This is a genomic window from Rugamonas sp. (assembly GCF_025354735.1).
In the GTDB taxonomy this organism is placed as follows: Bacteria; Pseudomonadota; Gammaproteobacteria; order Burkholderiales; family Burkholderiaceae_D; genus Rugamonas.
The window spans coordinates 1-17,491 of sequence record NZ_JANXMI010000064.1; the positions used below are offsets into that span (position 1 = coordinate 1).

At 63.0% G+C, this 17,491-nt stretch carries 16 protein-coding genes and 1 pseudogene; 6 read left to right on the forward strand and 11 right to left on the reverse strand.

Features of this window, described 5'->3' with window-relative positions; translation table 11 throughout:
* From Q0S71_RS06510 to Q0S71_RS06530, 5 genes and pseudogenes are all read right to left on the reverse strand, one after another.
* Window positions 1-622, reverse strand: a pseudogene (locus Q0S71_RS06510) (IS21 family transposase); the annotation flags it as partial.
* Window positions 570-1,172: a hypothetical protein gene (locus tag Q0S71_RS06515; protein ID WP_295993085.1), complete on the reverse strand. Its 603-nt coding sequence runs from the start codon at window positions 1,170-1,172 to the stop codon at window positions 570-572. The gene Q0S71_RS06515 and the pseudogene Q0S71_RS06510, both read right to left, overlap by 53 nt.
* Window positions 1,173-1,662: 490 nt before the next feature.
* A complete protein-coding gene (locus Q0S71_RS06520) occupies window positions 1,663-3,204 on the reverse strand; it encodes a S8 family serine peptidase (RefSeq protein WP_295993088.1) in 1,542 nt (513 codons plus the stop codon).
* Window positions 3,205-3,431: 227 nt separating this feature from the next.
* Complete coding sequence (locus tag Q0S71_RS06525) at window positions 3,432-3,710, reverse strand: hypothetical protein (RefSeq protein WP_295993089.1); 279 nt, start codon at window positions 3,708-3,710, stop codon at window positions 3,432-3,434.
* Between the two features lie 436 nt (window positions 3,711-4,146).
* Window positions 4,147-5,061, reverse strand: a complete 915-nt coding sequence (locus Q0S71_RS06530) for a hypothetical protein (RefSeq protein ID WP_367185280.1) — start codon at window positions 5,059-5,061, stop codon at window positions 4,147-4,149.
* A 646-nt stretch (window positions 5,062-5,707) separates the two neighbouring features.
* On the opposite strand from Q0S71_RS06530, the gene Q0S71_RS06535 reads away from it, so the two are divergent.
* Together Q0S71_RS06535 and Q0S71_RS06540 are read left to right on the forward strand one after the other, a co-directional pair.
* Complete coding sequence (locus tag Q0S71_RS06535) at window positions 5,708-6,778, forward strand: PA0069 family radical SAM protein (RefSeq protein ID WP_295993090.1); 1,071 nt, start codon at window positions 5,708-5,710, stop codon at window positions 6,776-6,778.
* A gap of 50 nt (window positions 6,779-6,828) precedes the next feature.
* Window positions 6,829-7,761, forward strand: coding sequence for a PA0069 family radical SAM protein (locus Q0S71_RS06540; RefSeq protein ID WP_295993094.1), 933 nt, complete (start codon window positions 6,829-6,831; stop codon window positions 7,759-7,761).
* A gap of 2 nt (window positions 7,762-7,763) precedes the next feature.
* On the opposite strand, the gene Q0S71_RS06545 is transcribed toward Q0S71_RS06540, so the two are convergent.
* Together Q0S71_RS06545 and Q0S71_RS06550 are read right to left on the reverse strand one after the other, a co-directional pair.
* Window positions 7,764-8,402 carry a gamma-glutamylcyclotransferase gene (locus tag Q0S71_RS06545; protein WP_295993095.1) on the reverse strand — a complete coding sequence of 213 codons (639 nt, stop codon included), beginning with the start codon at window positions 8,400-8,402 and terminating at the stop codon, window positions 7,764-7,766.
* A gap of 58 nt (window positions 8,403-8,460) precedes the next feature.
* Complete coding sequence (locus Q0S71_RS06550; protein WP_295993097.1) at window positions 8,461-9,066, reverse strand: NAD(P)H-dependent oxidoreductase; 606 nt, start codon at window positions 9,064-9,066, stop codon at window positions 8,461-8,463.
* A 161-nt stretch (window positions 9,067-9,227) separates the two neighbouring features.
* Between Q0S71_RS06550 and Q0S71_RS06555 the strand changes: the two genes are divergently transcribed.
* From Q0S71_RS06555 to maiA, 4 genes are all read left to right on the forward strand, one after another.
* Entirely contained in the window at window positions 9,228-10,145 is a 918-nt protein-coding gene (locus Q0S71_RS06555; protein ID WP_295993099.1) for a LysR substrate-binding domain-containing protein, read from the forward strand.
* 129 nt (window positions 10,146-10,274) lie between these two features.
* Complete coding sequence (locus Q0S71_RS06560; RefSeq protein ID WP_295993101.1) at window positions 10,275-10,820, forward strand: VOC family protein; 546 nt, start codon at window positions 10,275-10,277, stop codon at window positions 10,818-10,820.
* Complete coding sequence (locus Q0S71_RS06565) at window positions 10,817-11,866, forward strand: fumarylacetoacetate hydrolase family protein (RefSeq protein WP_295993103.1); 1,050 nt, start codon at window positions 10,817-10,819, stop codon at window positions 11,864-11,866. The genes Q0S71_RS06560 and Q0S71_RS06565 overlap by 4 nt, the downstream gene beginning before the upstream one ends.
* Window positions 11,863-12,519 (forward strand): maleylacetoacetate isomerase, encoded by a 657-nt coding sequence (gene maiA, locus Q0S71_RS06570; protein WP_295993104.1) that lies wholly within the window; start codon window positions 11,863-11,865, stop codon window positions 12,517-12,519. Before Q0S71_RS06565 ends, maiA begins: the two co-directional genes overlap by 4 nt.
* Window positions 12,520-12,562: 43 nt before the next feature.
* Here the strand turns inward: maiA and Q0S71_RS06575 are convergent, their stop codons facing one another.
* The 4 genes from Q0S71_RS06575 to Q0S71_RS06590 all read right to left on the reverse strand — a co-directional run bounded on the left by Q0S71_RS06575 (window position 12,563) and on the right by Q0S71_RS06590 (window position 17,448).
* Entirely contained in the window at window positions 12,563-14,287 is a 1,725-nt protein-coding gene (locus tag Q0S71_RS06575) for a sensor domain-containing diguanylate cyclase (RefSeq protein WP_295993105.1), read from the reverse strand.
* Between the two features lie 118 nt (window positions 14,288-14,405).
* Window positions 14,406-15,572: an ABC transporter permease gene (locus Q0S71_RS06580; RefSeq protein ID WP_295993106.1), complete on the reverse strand. Its 1,167-nt coding sequence runs from the start codon at window positions 15,570-15,572 to the stop codon at window positions 14,406-14,408.
* Window positions 15,573-15,587: 15 nt separating this feature from the next.
* Window positions 15,588-16,751, reverse strand: a complete 1,164-nt coding sequence (locus Q0S71_RS06585; RefSeq protein ID WP_295993108.1) for an ABC transporter permease — start codon at window positions 16,749-16,751, stop codon at window positions 15,588-15,590.
* Window positions 16,752-16,761: 10 nt separating this feature from the next.
* Window positions 16,762-17,448: an ABC transporter ATP-binding protein gene (locus tag Q0S71_RS06590; RefSeq protein ID WP_295993110.1), complete on the reverse strand. Its 687-nt coding sequence runs from the start codon at window positions 17,446-17,448 to the stop codon at window positions 16,762-16,764.
* Between the last annotated feature and the right edge of the window lie 43 nt (window positions 17,449-17,491).

Consider the following 17,491-nt stretch of genomic DNA (forward strand, 5'->3'; position numbering starts at 1 on the left):
ATGTCGTTTCAGTGAATTTGGTTTGACTGGTATTGGGTGCGCCGTGCAGGTTCTCGTGCTCGGCCAGGTCAAGCGTGCGCTGCGCGTCTTGCTGCTGCAGGTCGAGGCCGTTCTTGAGGATGGCCTGCACGCTCTTCCAGCTGACGGCGCTGTGCTTGAGCGCCCGGGAGCAGGCCGCCTCCAGCCGGCCGATGCCGTACTTCTGCCCCAGCGACAGCACGCCCAGGAAACTGCGGAAAGCCTGCTGCGGATGCTGCCGCTGGCCCAGCAGCCGCTCCACCAGCACCGCGCAGCGTGGGCCCACGGCTTCGGCCCGCGCCGTCGACGTCTGCGCGTTCCAGCCGGCCACTTCGCGGTGCGCCGGCGGCATGTGCGCGGACACCGCCGTGTGCCGCCCCTGAAACGCGCATTGGACGTGGCTGGCAATGCGCTGGCCACGATGGAACACCTCTACTGTCGTGCGCGTCATGCGAACGTCGACCTGGGCCCGGGATTGCTGGCACGGCACCGAGTAGTAATGGCCGTCGACATCGACGTGGTAGTCGACTCCGACCCGCACCACCTTCCATTCAGCGTATTCGTAACGCAGTTCCGGCAGCGCGCGCAGCGCTGGCTGGTCCATCTCGGCGAAGGCGCTGGCGCGGCTGCCGCGCCAGCACCCGCCCAACAAACTCGCCCCCACCATGGCTCGCCGCAATCAGCGCCCGCATGTCCGCGTTGACCGCAGTCTCATCCATTCCCGCAGCCCCGGCCGCCGCCATCACGGCCGCGTACGCATCCAGTACGTCGATGCCCGTAATGTCGTAGCCGCACCCGTTAGCGATGCCTCGCAGCGCGGTCATGCCGGCAGCCAGTGCAAACTCCGGCCGTTCCTCCGCGAAGTCCCGTGCCGCGCGTATGAGCGTACGCGGGTCTGACGGGCTCCTGTTGGCCAATTCGATGGCCAGCTCGAAGAAGCCCGCATCCTTGGCCGCGGCGAACCATTTGCCTTCATTCCCTGGCTGGCTCGCAACTAGGTCACGCAAGATGGTGTCCCTTGGCCTGCCCGGGTACTTCTTCGCGATGGCTTTGAATGTCGCCAAATTGGTCGTCGCGTATGTCCCTTCGACGGCATAGCGCGCATATGCGTCATCCGGGAAGCCGGCGTTAAGCAAAATACCCTCGCAGAACACCGCAATTGCCGTCAGGCGCGTTCAGCCCTTTTGAGTCCTCGGCATAGCGGGTGGCCTCCGAGTGCTTGCCGGTCATAGCCAGGGACTTGGCGCCTCACATTCGAAAATGCCACGACTTGTACCGGTACTTTGACTTCGCTACGCTTAAGTCCGGGTTTGTCCTGCAGACCCATCTGCAGGGCCAAACAGTACCGCCCAGTTGAATTATTTGTGCACGGAACGCAGGTATCTGCTAGCCGTAACCGCACTTCCTCCTGCGGGCGTACTAGGTACGTTTGACTCCAGCGAGGTAGTTTGCGGAGTGACTAGGTGCCAGTTAGGTAGACCCATTAACCTGCACCTTGCAACGTCATCTCTAACCTGCAGTATGAGGGTTTTTGGAAGATTCGCATTCACAATAGTTACGCCTGAAACTCGCCTAATTTGAGTCACGTCGGACGAGGGCTTGTCACCCGCCCCGGTATATTTCATGAAAAGAACGTCCATATCATCACCTCACAAAGGGTACGCCATGCCCGACGCTTTCCGCATGAAATCCGGCGCGTGTGCAGCTAGTATAGAGCATATCCCTTAGCCTATTTAGTCTCTCTGGTGTTCTTGCCCCGAGATTGCTCAAGTTCCGTGACAGTAGAGTTGCTGAAAGCGCGGAGACAATAGGCGCTGCCATGGAGGTACCGGACTCTGCCTGATATCCACTTTCATTCACCGTGCTCACAATGCCAACACCTGGCGCCGCGCATCCAACGTGCGCCTGTCCGAAATTTGCGAAGTACGGAGTAAAAAAATCGCCGCTTGTAGCGCGAGCAGTCTGCAGAGCGGCGCTGGACCCAAACGGGTACGCCTCTCCACGTCCAAGCGCAGTGACAGCCACCACATCAGAGACGCTTGCTGGAAAACTGCATTTTCCCTTCGCATCGTTTCCAACTGCCGCGACAACTAGGACACCAGATGAGTGAGCGTAGCTTATAGCCTCTACTATGGCGTCATCCGAAGCGTTGAACCCAAGGCTAAGGTTGATGATATCCACGTTCTGGGCAACAGCGTTCAAAATAGCGACGACAACATCGGCCGTAGACATTGACCGCTTTCCCGCCGGACACACCCTATAGCTAACGATATCTGCTGCAGGCGCGTGTCCCAATACCTCCTCGTGACTGCAACCAATGATGCCGGCAACGTGCGTTCCGTGCCAATCGGGCTCACGTAGGTTGTCATCCTCTACCACGCCCTTTGAGACGGCGTATCTCTTTTTCACCGCAGTAAGGTCAACATGACGTGCCACCCCAGTATCGATTACGGCAATCTTGACGCCCAAACCGTCGTCAGCCAAAGGAGTTCCTAAGAGTTGGACATATCGCTCGTGTTTCGACAGGTCGATTGCCGTCAGCCGAATCACAACTGGGTCGTTGGAGTGGCTCCGCCCACGCAACAAGAGAGGCCAATAATTTTCAGGAGGGCGAACATAAAGAATACGCATCACAGTAAGACCAAATTGAATACTCACCTCGCCCAAATGGTTCGAGTATACCGCTTTCGAAAACATGAGGCCATGCTCAACAATGAACGCCACCCCCAGAACTGGTTTGTCCAATTCATCCACCACGATGAACTTGAACTCATTACTACCATCGAAAGGTTCATCCGCCGTTTCACAAGCGAGCATATCGAGCGGATAGAGCTGCGGTAGCTCGTATTCACGATTCTCAAACAACTTCAGTCCGGTATTGCTTTCTAACTCTGCCTTCTGCGTAGCCGAGGCACGAAGCAAGACTACTCCATCGATACTGCTTTCGTTTAGAAAATCCGCACCAGATTCCATGACGAAAGCTTCATCAATTCGCCCCGCACATTGAGAGGTGAGGACGAATCCTTCGTTCGACATGGGCATGCTAAAACTTTTTGGAAACGTCATGTATTCTGTTTGAACCGACTCACTCATCCGGGTTTCCCATTTAGTATTGCCCAAAGGATACCAGACAACACGGGACAGACGATAGCTTTCGACATGATGTAGATGTTGAATATTGAGCAATCCGACGAAACCACAACAACGCATTGGATATCTTGGCCGTGCGAGCGTCACGGCGTTGTGGAGTACGTTTCTAGGTTTTGGAATACGAAAGTGACTTGCCCAGACGGAACCGTGCACCAGCGCGACGTTAACGCGGGAAATGTCATTCGCGCGCGAGCACATGCCTCGCAGCAGGAACCCCTCATTTCACGTAAGCGGCCGCCTCACCGCTGAGGCGGGGCGCCAAATCAAACGTTAATAGAATGTGTCCAGCTGGGAAGGCCAATTTTTGAAAGATGGTCCACCAGATGCTTGGAACCAAAAAAACGGATTCGCCCGTTTTCACTGTAGGCCAATGCGCTCTGGTCAACCTTGAGGCCTGACGCCTCCGCTCGAGCGGTTAGCTGCGCCAACAGCTGATTATTTGCAGCGTCACCGCCACTGCTGGACTTAGCGTCGAATACGACAAAATCGATATGCCCACCGTTAGTCGCGCGCGCCCGAATATGAGCAACATTAATTTTCATAGAATCCTTGGCCTCAGATTTGAGAAAAAGCCCGGCATTTGCCCCGGCCCTGCTTACTTTTTGCCTTTATTTTTTGCTTGGGTCAATACAGAGGCTGCCACACTCTTCTGTGCAGCCGCAGACTTCGGATTTGTAAGGATTTTACGTGCCTTTTAAGCCGTAGCTGAAGACGTATTCTTATCACATTTTTCGTAACCATAAGCCCCACATGTGACTTGATGGTAAGTTACTAAATGTAGTGTCGAAAGCTACTCATCGGCCGCATGTTGTGGTTATATTATACCAGTATCTTCGCTTATTAAACTAAATAGCTGTGTTTTTGTACAGCCCGCTCCGCCCTAAACTTTGCCTGCATTCTGAGTAAAGATACCTTACCCTAAGCGACTGGTTGAGCAGAAAGAGGACATATTCGGCCTGGCGTTGCAGCGCGTCGGGTTCACAACTTGGAAACTGACTGATATTCGGTTGCCAACGATGAACTAACTGAGAGAGGCGGAACGGCCTCTTGCCGATGTCTCGGGTGCTTTACTCCGATAACTGCCGCCCCAACACTCGTCCAAGAAATTCGCCCCCCGCTGCAGCTCGCCGGAATCATTGCCCGCACATCCACTTTGACCACAGTTTCATCCACCCCCGCAGCACCGGCAGCCGCCATCACGGCCGCATACGCATCCAGCACGTCGACGCCAGTGATGTCGTAACCCCAACCATTAGCGATGCCTCTCAGTGCCGTCATGCCTGCCGCCATCGCAAATTCTGGCCTCTCCACCGCGAAGTCTCTGGAGGCGCGTATCAGCGTCCTCGGGTCTGATGGGCTCCGATTCGCCAACTCGATAGCCAGTTCAAAGAAGCCCGCATACTTGGCCGCGGCGAACGATTTACCCGCCTGGCCCGGCTGGCTCGCAACCAAGTCACGCAAGATGGTTTCCTTTGGCATGTGCGGATACTTCTTCACGACGGCCTTGAATGTCGCCAAATTGGTGGTCGTATACGTGGCCTGGACCGCATAGCGCATGTAAGCCTCATCCGCGAAGCCCTCGTCCAGCAAAACGCCTTCGCAGAACGCCGCAATGGCCGTCAGAGGTGCGTTCAGCCCCTTCGAGTCCTCTGCATATCGAATGGCTTCCGCGCTCTTGCCGGCCGCAGCCAGGGCCTTGGGCACGAGCGCTTCGATGGCGCGGTTCACTGCGCTGCCGATGCTGCCCGAGGAACTGTCGACCTGCTCAATCGCCGGCGCCAGCTTCTCCAGGTACAGCACGGCCCCCTCGGCGGCGAGCACAGGTTCTTTCTTGGCCACCGCTTTGATTTCAGCGAGCGCTTGATGCGTTGGATTGGCGTGCTGGACTTCCATCCGGACGCGTTGCAACGGAAGCGAGGGGCGAACTGCCATTTGTAGGTGGTCATGAGCCTAATTCTGAGTTTTGAGACGACACAGCGGCTGTGCTGGATGCAATAATTGATGGCCAAAATGTACTCTATGGGGTTCTCGCGGTGGCTTCGACATCGAGCGTTTCTTCCCAATCCTCGGCAGTCGGCATGTCCACGGAAGGCTTGGCATATCCGTTCTCAAGGAACGAGGATGTTCGAAGGCGCGGCATCGCGTTCTCGAAGACGGCTTCGGGAGGGCCGCTTGGTTCTTCTCGTAGAAGGGCCGCATCCCGTCGCGCATATCAAACCTAGCCGTTTCGGTCGCTGGCCCTTGGCAGCAAAGGCATCCAGTATGTGTGAAGGCCCCCTGCGCATGGAAGCGCGCCTGCTCTGGGTCAGCAGCGAGAAAACGAAGGCGCATTGCTACGCCGGCATGCTCACCATCGACGAGACGCGGGACCCAGTCCCGGGTCGCATTCTGGCGCGCGCCAAGTTTCACGGGCGCTGCGGTTGGTCCGGATACCGACCGGCTGCGCGCGCATTCAGCGACCAGCACTTCAACGAGCTTCATGTGCGTGCACCGCACCGCGTGATATACTGTGTTTTCATACAGTATTCAGGAGTGTGCAATGTCACACATCACAGCGGGCGTGAAAGGTCGAGGGGCTTGCTCGAACGAAAAGGTGCGGTTCGAGCAATGGCAGCGGGAGGCCGTGCACGAAGATGTTGGCGATGAGGGCGAGGTGGTCGCGCCAGCTAAGACGTCGGTCGTTATCCAAACCGCAAAATCGATTATTTCTCGTAACCGGTCCCCTGACGTACCATTCGACGCGTCCATTAACCCTATACAAGGTTGCGAGCACGGTTGCGTTTATTGTTTTGCGCGCCCCACTCACGCGTACCTTGGATTATCTCCTGGGTTAGATTTCGAAACGAAGCTGTTCGCAAAACAGAACGCTGCTGAGCTGTTGAGAGCCGAGTTTGAGAAGCGTTCGTATGTTCCGGAGGTCATCACTGTCGGCGCTAATACTGACCCGTATCAGCCTGCTGAAAAGACGCTACAGATTACTCGGGCCTTGCTAGGCGTGTTTGAAGATTACAACCACCCCGTTTCAATAATCACGAAGTCTGGATTGGTCATGCGAGACATCGATATCCTGTCGCGGCTCGCGGAGAAGCAGCTCGTCAAAGTTCACGTTTCGGTGACAAGCCTGGACGCAAAACTGTCCAGGACACTTGAACCCAGGGCAAGCGCTCCCCGGCGGCGTTTGCTAGCTATAGAAAGGCTTACGGACGCCCAAATACCGGTTGGAGTTTTGGTGGCACCGGTCATCCCAGCCATTACCGACCATGAACTTGAATCCATCGTTAGGGCGGTAGCAACTGCGGGCGCGAAATCCGCCGGTTACGTTCTGCTGCGGTTGCCACACGAAGTAGCTGGACTTTTTACCGAATGGTTGGACGAGCACTACCCGCTCAAGTCCAAACACGTTCAAACGCTGCTGTCCCAGATGCGTGGCGGTGCGCTATACGACGCAAAGTTTGGCGAACGCATGTCCGGTACGGGGCCCTACGCAGATTTACTGAGGGATAGATTTAGGTTGGCGTGCAAAAAACATCAGCTAAATCTGCAAAGGGTGTCGCTACGGACGGACCTCTTCAAGGTGCCACACAGAGGTCCACAGCTTGCCCTATTCTGAAGTTAGATTCCTCGCTCACCCAGTCTGTGGTTTGCAACAAGTAGCGTTCGGTGCGAGGAGCGGGATGTGCTTGTGAACAAAGTGCGTGTCGTATAAGCATCGGCTGCGTCTACTGCTTCGCGCGGCCGACCCACAGCTACCTGGGCCTGTCGCCCGGCCTCGACTTCGAGAGCAAGATCTTCGCCAAGGTCAACGCGCCGGAACTGCTGCGGCGCGAGCTGGCCAAGGCGGCCTACGTGCCGGAGTCGATCGCGCTCGGCGTCAACACCGACGCCTACCAGCCCTGCGAACGCGAACGCCGGCTGACCCGGCGCGTGCTCGAGGTGCTGCAGGAGTGCGAACATCCGGTCGGCATCATCACCAAGTCCTCGCTGATCGAGCGCGACATCGACATCCTGGCGGCGATGGCGGCCAAGCGCCAGGCCACCGTTTCCATCACGGTGACGACGCTCAATACCGATATCTCGCGCACGCTGGAGCCGCGCGCGGCGGCGCCGGCGCGGCGGCTGCGCACGATACGCACGCTGACCGACGCCGGCATACCCGTCGGCGTCAGCATCGCGCCGGTGATCCCCTTCATCACCGAGCCCGACATCGAACGGGTGCTCGAAGCGGTGCGCGACGCCGGCGCCGTCCACGCCAACTACGTCGTGCTGCGGCTGCCGTGGGAAGTCAATCCGCTGTTCCAGCAGTGGTTGCAGGCCCACTTTCCGGACCGCGCCCAGCGCGTCATGAACCGCGTGCGGGAAATGCGGGGAGGGAAGGACTACGACGCCAACTTCGCCACGCGCATGAAGGGCGAGGGCGTGTGGGCCGAGCTGATACGGCAGCGCGTCAAGATCGCGTCCGAGCGGCTGGGGCTGGCCAAGCGGGGCAACCGCTACGGCCAGCTCGACACCTCGCAATTCCGGCGGCCGCTGGTGGTGCCACTGTCGGGCGCGCGCGGCAAGGCCGGATCGGAAGGGCAGCTCGACTTATTCTGACTTTATTCTGGCTGCTGCGGCGGCGGGAGGGGACGGGTGGGCGCACGGTCCGCACTGCCCGCCGGGTCCGCCGGGGCCTCGGCGAGCGCGGCCAGGTGCCGCTCGATGGCGAACACGTGGGCGTCGCTCTTGTCCATGGCGCGCAGGGCGCCGGCCAGATGGTTCAGATAGTCGCTGTTGGGGCCGCTGGGGCCGGACGAGCGCGCAATGTGGTGCGCAATCTCCAGTTCGGAGGCGGCGCCGAGGAAGGCGCTGTTGTCGGCCGTCGCGATGTAGACCAGGCCGACGGCGCTGCTGCCGTCGTCGAAATGGATGTCGGTGGCCAGGCGCAGATAGCCGTTTTTTTCGCGGTGGTCGAGGTGGCCAAACACGGCGGGCGTAATCAGATAGGCCATGCCGTGGCAGACCGCGCCCGCTTCTTCGACGATGGTGACGACGCGGCCCGGCGCCTGCGGCGTGCCGCGATGGTCGTGCGAACCTTGCCAGAAGCGGCGGGTCCAGTTGGCGATGCTGGCCGGGCGCCGTTCCAGATAGTCGAAGTCGGCTTTATAGATCAGCGAGCCGTAGCCGAACAGCCAGACGCTGTGATGACCATCGAACTGGTCCATCTTTTGGTTGGCGGCGATGGTGTCGGCGGTCATGGCGGTGGCAATTCAGGTGAAAACTCGGGCGTACCCACAGGGCAACGCAGGCGGCGGCTCAGGCCGCGTGCAGTTGCCGTTGCAGCGCCAGGTGGCGCAGCTGCGCCGTGTCGAAATCGGCCTCGGTGCGGATGATGCTGATGTCTTGCACGCCCATGAAGTTGAACAGTGTCGTCAGATAGTTTTCCTGGTGGTCCATCAGCAGGTCGGGCGCCGCGCTGACGAAAGGACAGCCGCGGGTCGTCACGATGACGATGCGTTTGCCCTTGACCAGGCCGCGCGGGCCGTCCGCGCCGATTTCATAGGTGCAGCCGGTTTGCAGCAAACGGTCCAGCCACACCTTGAGCGTGGACGGGATGGACAGATTATGCATCGGCGAGCTCATGACCAGCACGTCCGCCTCCTGGAACTCGCTGAGCAGCACGTCGCTGAGCAGCGCTTCGGCGCTCAGCTCGGCGTTCATCGGGATGGCCGTGTCCCATTCCTTGCGCATCACGCGCAGCAGCGGGCCGCTGACGTGCGACAGCGGCGCGGCGGCCAGGTCGCGATAGACCACCCGGGCGCGGGGACTCGTTTCCTGCAACGAGGCGACCACGGTGGCGCTGGCGCGGCGCGACGTGGAATGGTCGCCCAGGGCGCAGGAATCGATATGCAAAATATTCATATACTTATAAGTTTTTCAAACAAGGAAGCGGTTGCATCAGCATAACGCTGCAATAATCTTTGCGATAGTGCGCGAAATGCAAATAACCTTTGCAAATTTGCGATAATGGGCGGAGGCTGGAATAGCCGCGTTGAATTGCTTGTCTGGAAGGAAATGCCGGTATGAACGATATCCACGATCTGCACGATATGTATTTGTTCGCCAAAGTCGTCGAGCACGGCGGCTACAGCGCGGCGGCGACGGCGCTGGGCATGCAGGCGTCGAAGCTGAGCCGGCATATCCTGGCGCTCGAGCGTCAGCTCGGCGTGCGCCTGCTCAACCGCACCACGCGCCGCATTTCCGTCACCGAGGCCGGCCAGACATTTTACCGCCATTGCGCCGCCGTCGTCGCCGAGGCCCAGGCCGCCCGCGACGCCATCGACCGCACCCGCTCGACGCCGCAGGGACTGGTGCGCATGAGTTGTCCCTTGTCCTTGTTGCAGGGCGGCGTCAACCGGGTGGTGTCCGATTATCTGGCCGCCTATCCTTTGGTGCGCATCGCCATCGACGCCACCAACCGCCGCGTCGACGTCATCGACGAGGGCATCGACCTGGCGCTGCGGGTGCGCCCGCCGCCGCTGGAAGACAGCGACCTCGCGGTGCGCGTGCTGAGCAAGTCCGAGCCCATGCTGGTGGCCAGCCCGCGCCTGTTCGAGCATTTTCCGCGCCCGCGCTCGGTGGAAGAGTTGGCGCGCCTGCCGACCCTGGCGATGGTGCGCTCGGGCGACAAATATGTGTGGAACCTGGTGGCGGCGGACGGCACGCCGGTCCACGTCAGCCACACGCCGCGCATGGTCACCGACGACATGCCGACGTTGCGCCTGGCCGCGCTGGCCGGCCTGGGCGTGACGGAACTGCCGCGCGACCAGGTGCAGCCGGAGCTCGATTTCGGACTGCTGGAGCCGGTGATGCCGGAACTGGGCTCGATCAACAAGCTGGTCCACGTCGTCTTCCCGTCGCGGCGCGGGCTGGTGCCCGCCGTGCGCGGCCTGCTCGACGCGCTGGTCAAGGGCTACGAGGAAAAATGCTGCCTCGCTTGAAAACATGCGGCTGGCGCCGGCCGCGATTCATAGCATAATCTTATGAATCAGTGGAAAAATATCATTTGTATGATATTTAAAACTGGCTTCTAATGATAAATATAGCCATCAAGGCATCACGGAGACGACATGAAAATCAAGCAAATCCACCACGTGGCCTACCGCTGCATCGACGCCAAGCAGACCGTCGACTGGTACGTCCAACACCTGAACATGGACTTCGTGCTGGCCATCGCCGAAAACGAAGTGCCATCGACCAAGGCGCCGGACCCGTATATGCACGTGTTTCTGGACGCCGGCCACGGCAACGTGCTGGCCTTCTTCGAGCTGCCGACGCAGGCGCCGATGGACCGCGACCACAACACGCCGGCCTGGGTCCAGCACCTGGCGATGGAGGTCGACACGCTGGACGAATTGCTGGCCGCGAAAGAGCGCCTGAGCGGCGCCGGCATCGCCGTCATCGGCCCGGTCAACCACACCATCTTCCAGTCGATCTACTTCTTCGACCCCAACGGCCACCGGCTGGAACTGGCCGTCAACACGGCCACGCCGCAGATGATGGAAAAGCTCGACGCCGTCAAATGGGACATGCTGGAAGAATGGTCGCGCACCCGCAAGGCGCCCAAGCACGCGGCGTGGATGCACGCGCCGGCGGCGGTGGAGGGCGCGGCATGAAGCTGGCGACCCTGAAAAACGGCGGCCGCGATGGCGCGCTGGTGGTCGTCAGCCGCGACTTGAAATGGTATCGCGCCGTGCCGCACATCAGCGCCACGCTGCAATACGCGCTGGACCACTGGGGCGCCGTCGCGCCGCAGCTCGATGAAGTCTACGCCCTGCTCAACGCCGGCGGCGCCACCGGCACCGTCCACGGCGCCGACGCCGACGTCAAATCCTTCGAGCAGCGCCTGTGCCACTCGCCGCTGCCGCGCGCCTACCAGTGGGCCGACGGTTCGGCCTACATCAACCACGTCGAGCTGGTGCGGCGCGCCCGCAACGCCGAGGTGCCGGCCTCCTTCTACACCGACCCGCTGATGTACCAGGGCGGCTCGGACAGCTTCATCGGCCCGCGCGACGCCATCTACGCCCTGTCCGAAGAATGGGGCATCGACCTCGAAGCCGAGGTGGCAGTCATCACCGGCGACGTCGCCATGGGCGCGACCGACGCCGAGGCGGCGCACGCGATCCGGCTGGTCCTGCTGGTCAACGACGTCTCGCTGCGCAACCTGATCCCGAACGAACTGGCCAAGGGCTTCGGCTTCTTCCAGTCCAAGGCGGCCAGCGCGTTTTCGCCCGTCGCCGTCACGCCCGACGAACTGGGCGCCGAGTGGAACGGCAGCAAGCTGCACCTGCCCCTGCTGGTCGAGCTCAATGGCCAGCCGTTCGGCAAGCCCAACGCCGGCGAAGACATGACCTTCAACTTCGCCCAGCTGGTGGCGCACGCGGCGCGCACGCGCGAGCTGGGCGCCGGCACCATCATCGGCTCCGGCACCGTGTCGAACAAGCAGGGCAGCCTGCACGGATCGAGCATCGCCAACGGCGGCGTGGGCTACTGCTGCCTAGCCGAAGTGCGCATGTACGAAACCATCGAGAACGGCGCGCCGCAGACGCCGTACCTGCGCTTCGGCGACAGCGTCCGCATCGAGATGCGCGACGGCGCCGGCGCCAGCATCTTCGGCGCCATCGAGCAGACCGTCACCCATTACCAGGAGCGCGCGCGTTGAAACCGTATAAACTATATACCTACTTTCGCAGCTCGGCCGCCTACCGGGTGCGCATCGCGCTGAACCTGAAGGCGCTGGCCTACGACGCGCTGCCGGTGCACCTGTTGCGCGGCGGCGGCGAACAGCTGGCCGACGCTTACCGCGCCGTCAATCCCAGCGCGCTGGTGCCGGCGCTGGACGTGGGCGACGCCGCCGCCATCCACCAGTCGCTGGCCATCCTCGAATACCTGGAAGAGACGCAGCCGCTGGTGCCGCTGCTGCCGCGCGACGCGCTGGGCCGCGCCCGCGTGCGCGCGCTGGCGCTGACCATCGCCTGCGACATCCATCCCTTGACCAATCTGCGCGTGCTCAAGCACTTGCAGGGGACGCTGGGGATATCCGACGAGGCCAAGCTGGAATGGTATCGGCACTGGACGCGCGAGGGACTGGCGATGGTGGAAGCGCACCTGGCGCGCGATCCGCAGACCGGCCGCTTCTGCCACGGCGACACGCCGACGCTGGCCGACTGCTGCCTGGTGCCGCAGGTGTTCAACGCGCTGCGCTTCAATGTCGGCCTGGCGCCGTATCCGACGCTGGAACGCATCCACGCCGCCTGCGCCGAGCTGCCGGCCTTCCTGGCCGCCCATCCGTCGCAACAGCCGGACGCCGAATAGCGGCGGCGCGGCGCCGGACCGGCCGCCGCCTAATCATCCAGCCTCACCCCACCACCACGCGGTCGCGCCCTTCCTTCTTGGCGCGATACAGCGCCTTGTCGGCGCGCACCAGCAGCAGGGATGGCGTGTCCGGCGTGCCGCGCGGCCCGGAGGCGGCCACGCCGACGCTGATGGTCAGCGCAATCTGCACGCCATCGTCGCCGCTGATGCGCAGCGCGGCGACGTCGGCGCGCAGGCGTTCGGCGGCGACGGCGGCCACCCTCAAGTCCGTGTCCGGCATCAGCGCCACGAATTCCTCGCCGCCGAAGCGCGACACCAGATCCACGCTGCGCATGCCGTCGGTGACGGCGCGCGCGACGGCGACGATGGCGCGGTCGCCCACTTCATGGCCGTGCGTGTCGTTGATGCGCTTGAAGTGGTCGATGTCTATCATCAGCAGCGCCAGCGGACGGCGGCTGCGGCGGCCGCGTTCGAGCTCCTTGCCGATCTGCTCCGTCATCTTGCGGCGGTTGCCGATGCCGGTCAGCGGATCGGTGGTGGCCTGGTGTTCAAGCTGGGTGTTGGCCACCATCAGCTCCAGCGTGCGCTGCACCACGCGCGCCTCCAACTGGGTGCGCTCGTCGTGCAGCGCCGCCATGCTCTGGCGCCGGCCGCGCAGGGCCAGCACCAGCGCCGTAATCAACACGCCTTCGAGGCCGATCAGCGTCAGGCCGGCGATGATTTGCCAGCGATAGGTTTCCCAGGTGTCGGGCGGGCGGTTCAGCCACTGGGCGCCGGCCGGCGCATCGACCAGGTGAAAGCGCCGCGCGCTCGGGTAATCGAACACGAAGTCCTGCGCGCTGCCCATGTCGGCCGGCTGGCCCAGCACCAGGCGCGCGATGACGCGGCCGATCCGCTCGCCGCTAATCACGTAGCCGCCCACGATGCCCGGCAAGACCAGCGACTGCACGTGCGTGAACACGGGCGCCGGCGATGTCTGCGCCAGCTTGCGGGCGATCTCCGGCGGCACGCCCTTGGCGCCGCTCTTGTCGCGGTAGGTGGCCAGCATGAAGATGGCGTCGCCGGGGCCGAGCGCCGCCGCCTTGGCGTAGAGCTGGTCGAAGTTCTGGTCGTCCCAGAATTCGAAGGCGATGCGCTGGAATCGCGGCACCACGGCGCGCACGCCGGCGATCCATTCCTGCACGCGCGGCGTCTGGTCGCCGACCACCACGATGCGGCGCGTCCGTGGCGCCACTTGCGCGATCACGCCGATGGCGCGCTCGAAGTCCGACAGCACTTCGTAGCCGTCGCCGTCGGCGGGCCGCCAGTCGCGCCGGCCGTGGTTGACGTAGTGGCGCGGCACGCCGGGGAACAGCTCCGGGTGCGCGCTGAGAAAACGCGCGGCCAGATAATTTTCGGTGACGATGGCGTCGAGGTGGACGTCGGCGTATTTGGTGCGCAGATAGGGGGGCATGCTGTCGACGGCGGCTTGTTCGCCGACCCGGATCGCGTCGAAGCGCTCCTCGAAGATGCCGGGCGCGTCGCCCCAGCTCTGGTGCGCCAGCTCCTCGACCATGCCGCGATGGACCAGCGTTTGCCACACCGAGGCCGAATCGGCGCCCAGCGAATAGAGCACCAGCACCTGGCGCTGGCCGGCGGCCCAGGCCGGCGCCCACCACCACAGCGCCAGCCCGCACCACAGCGCCGCGAGCGCGCGCGCGCGCTGTCCGGCCCGGGGGCGGACGGCCGGTGCCGGGCCCGGTGCGGCGGTGCGGTGTGATGACGACATAGACGGGGGAACGAGCGCCGAAGCGGCGATGGACAAATTTGCGGAGGGCAAAGTCTAGCACGATTTACCAAAGCAAGTGTTGCCTTGAGGTCACATGTGGTGTCTTAATATTAATTATTTATGCCGCCCGCAAGGCGTCGACTATGGGCAGCCGGGCCGCCCGCAGGGCCGGCAGGAAGCCGCCGACCACGCCCATCGCCAGCGCGAACAGCAGCGTCTTGACGACGATGGCGCCATTGAGTTTGAAGCCGAAGGCCAGCTCGGAGAAGGACTGGAAATTGGTGGTCGAGAAGGACATGAACTGCATCAGCGACGCCAGCGCCAGGCCGACCGCGCCGCCGGCCACGGCCAGCAGCATGGCCTCGCTCAGGAAGGCGGCCAGGATGCTGCGGCGGCGGAAACCGAGCGCGCGCAGCGTGCCGATCTCGCCGACGCGGTTGGCCACCGAGGCGTACATGGTGATGGTCGCGCCTATCATGGCGCCGATCGAAAAGATCACCGACAGGATCAGGCCGACCCAGGTGATGAAGGTCGACAGCGCCTTCGACTGGTCCGAATAAAAGGTCTGTTCGCGCTTGGCGTCGAGCGTCAGGCGCGGGTCGGTTTCGATGTCGTGCCGGAAGCGCTCGAACAGGGCGCCGTCGGCCAGCCGCAGCACGATGGCCGAATAGGCGTTGCGGCGGAAGGCCGCCATCAGCTGGTCGGCGTCGCCCCAGATTTCGGAGTCGAAGCCGCTGTTGCCGGCGTCGAACAGGCCGACCACGGTCCACTCGCGCTGGCCGAAGCGCAGCGTCTCGCCGATGCCGGCGCCGGCGAAACGGCGCGCGATGCTGGCGCCGGCGATGATTTCGGAGGCGCCCGGCCGGAACATGCGCCCGCTGGTCAGCCTCACCTGCGGGCGCAGCGTCAACGCCCGCGTGCCGACGCCGCGGATGATGACGTTCGACGGCCGCGCCGAGCCGCGCTTGCTGAGCGAGATCAGCACCACGGTCTCCTTCGACAGCATGGGCTGGCCGTCGGCGCCGGTGGCGATGGCGGCGTGGCTGGCGACGACGTTGGCCTGGCCGCGCTCGACGCCGCTCTGCACCTCGGTGTCGGCGGCGCGCCGGATCAGCACCACGTTGTCGTATTCGCCGGTGCCCACCAGCGTCGTGCGCAAGCCCTCGTCGAGCATCAGCACCGTGGCGAACACGAACACCACCAGCGCCAGGCCGCCGGCGGTGAGCGCCGTGGTCAGGCGCCGCGCCCACAGATTGCGCGCCACGTAGGAGAAGGGGATGGTCATCGCGCTCTCTTTATGTCATCCGATGCTGCGCAAGCCGTCGACGATCTTGACGCGGGCCGCGCGCACGGTCGGCGCCAGCGCGGCCACGGCGCCGACGCCGACGCCGACGGCAGCCAGCACCTGTTGCAGCACCGTCAGCGCCGACACCGCGAACACCGGGAACAGGGTGCCGACCACGTGGCCGAACCAGCGCGCAAAGGGGAACAGCAGCGCGATGCCGATGGCCGCGCCCACCAGCGACAGCAGCAGCGATTCGCCGAAGATCATCAGCGCCAGGAAGCCGGGGCCGAAGCCGAGCGCCTTCAGCGTGGCGTATTCGCGCAGCCGTTCGCGCGCGCTCATGGCCATGGTGTTGGCCATCACGGCGGCGATAATGAGCACGATGACGAAGGAGGCGACCCGGATCGCCACCACGATGGCCTCGGACATCGACACGAAGCCGAGCTGGAAGGCTTTTTCGGTTTCGGTCAGCGTCTCGGCCAGCGAGTTGTTGAACTGCTTGTCGATGTCGGCCGAGATGGCGGCGGCGTTTTCCGGCTGGTCGATCTGCACCACGTAGACGCCGATCTGGTTGGCGCGCCGCGGCGACACCTTCAGCATCGTCTCGTTCAGATAATCCCAGTGGAAGAACAGGGTGGCGGTGTTGGTGCTTTCCTGTTTGCCGTCGTAGATGCCGCGCACCACCAGCTCCCACTGGCCCGGATAGATGGTGCCCTTGAGCGGGATGACGTCGCCGACCTTGAAGCCGTATTGGTCGGCCAGCTTGCGGCCGACGATGGCGCCCTTGCGGTCGTGCAGGAAGGCGGCGCGGTCGGCGTCGGGCAGCAGGTAGTCGGGATAGATATTGAGGTAGCTCTTGCCGGAGATGGCGAACTGCGCGAAGAAGTTGTTCGGATTTTTGTAGGTGGCCTGGAACCAGTTGGCGTAGCCGACGCCGGACACGCCGTCGATGGCGCGGATGCGGGCCTGGTAGGCCAGCGGCAGCGGGAACACCAGCGAGGTTTTATTGCGGGTGACGAGGGTGGTGTTGGACGCCCCCTCGGCGCCGGCGTACCAGGCGTCGATCACGGTCTGCACCAGGCCGAAGGCGAAGGTGGCGACCACCAGGCCGAGCACCGTCAGCGCCGTGCGCAGCTTGTGGCGCAAGGCGTTCTTGACGATCAGGCGCAGCGCGTACATGGCCGTGCGCCTAGGCCGCGGCGGCGGCCAGCAGCTCGCCTTTTTCGAGGTGGATCATGGTGCGCGCCTGCGCCGCCGCGTGGGCGTCGTGCGTGACCATGATGATGGTCTTGCCCAGCTGCTCGTTGAGCTGCCGCATCAGCGCCAGGATTTCGCCGGCCGACTGGCGATCGAGGTCGCCGGTCGGCTCGTCGGCCACGATCAGCGTCGGATCGGTGACGATGGCGCGCGCGATGGCCACGCGCTGCTGCTGGCCGCCGGACAGTTCGCTCGGCGTGTGGTCCATGCGGTCGGCCAGCTTGACCATGGCCAGCGTCAGCTCGACGCGCTCGCGCCGTTCGCGCCGCGACAATGGCGTCAGCAGCAGCGGCAGTTCGACGTTCTCGAACGCCGACAGCACCGGCATCAGGTTATAGAACTGGAAGATGAAGCCGACGTTGGCGGCGCGCCAGCGGGCCAGCGCGCCTTCGCCCATCTGCGCGATATCGAGGCCGTTCACGCGCAGCAGGCCGCGGTCCGGTTTGTCGATGCCGGCGATGAGGTTGAGCAGCGTGCTCTTGCCGGAGCCCGATGGCCCCATCAGCGCCGTGAAGTCGCCGGCCTGTATCGACAGGCTGATATCGGTCAGCACCGGCACCACCTGCCCGCCGCGCCGATAGGATTTGACCAAGTGCTCGATGTGAACCAGAGGCTCCATGCTGTCCTTAGATAATATGTGCGACTGTCGGCGGTGAGCGGGG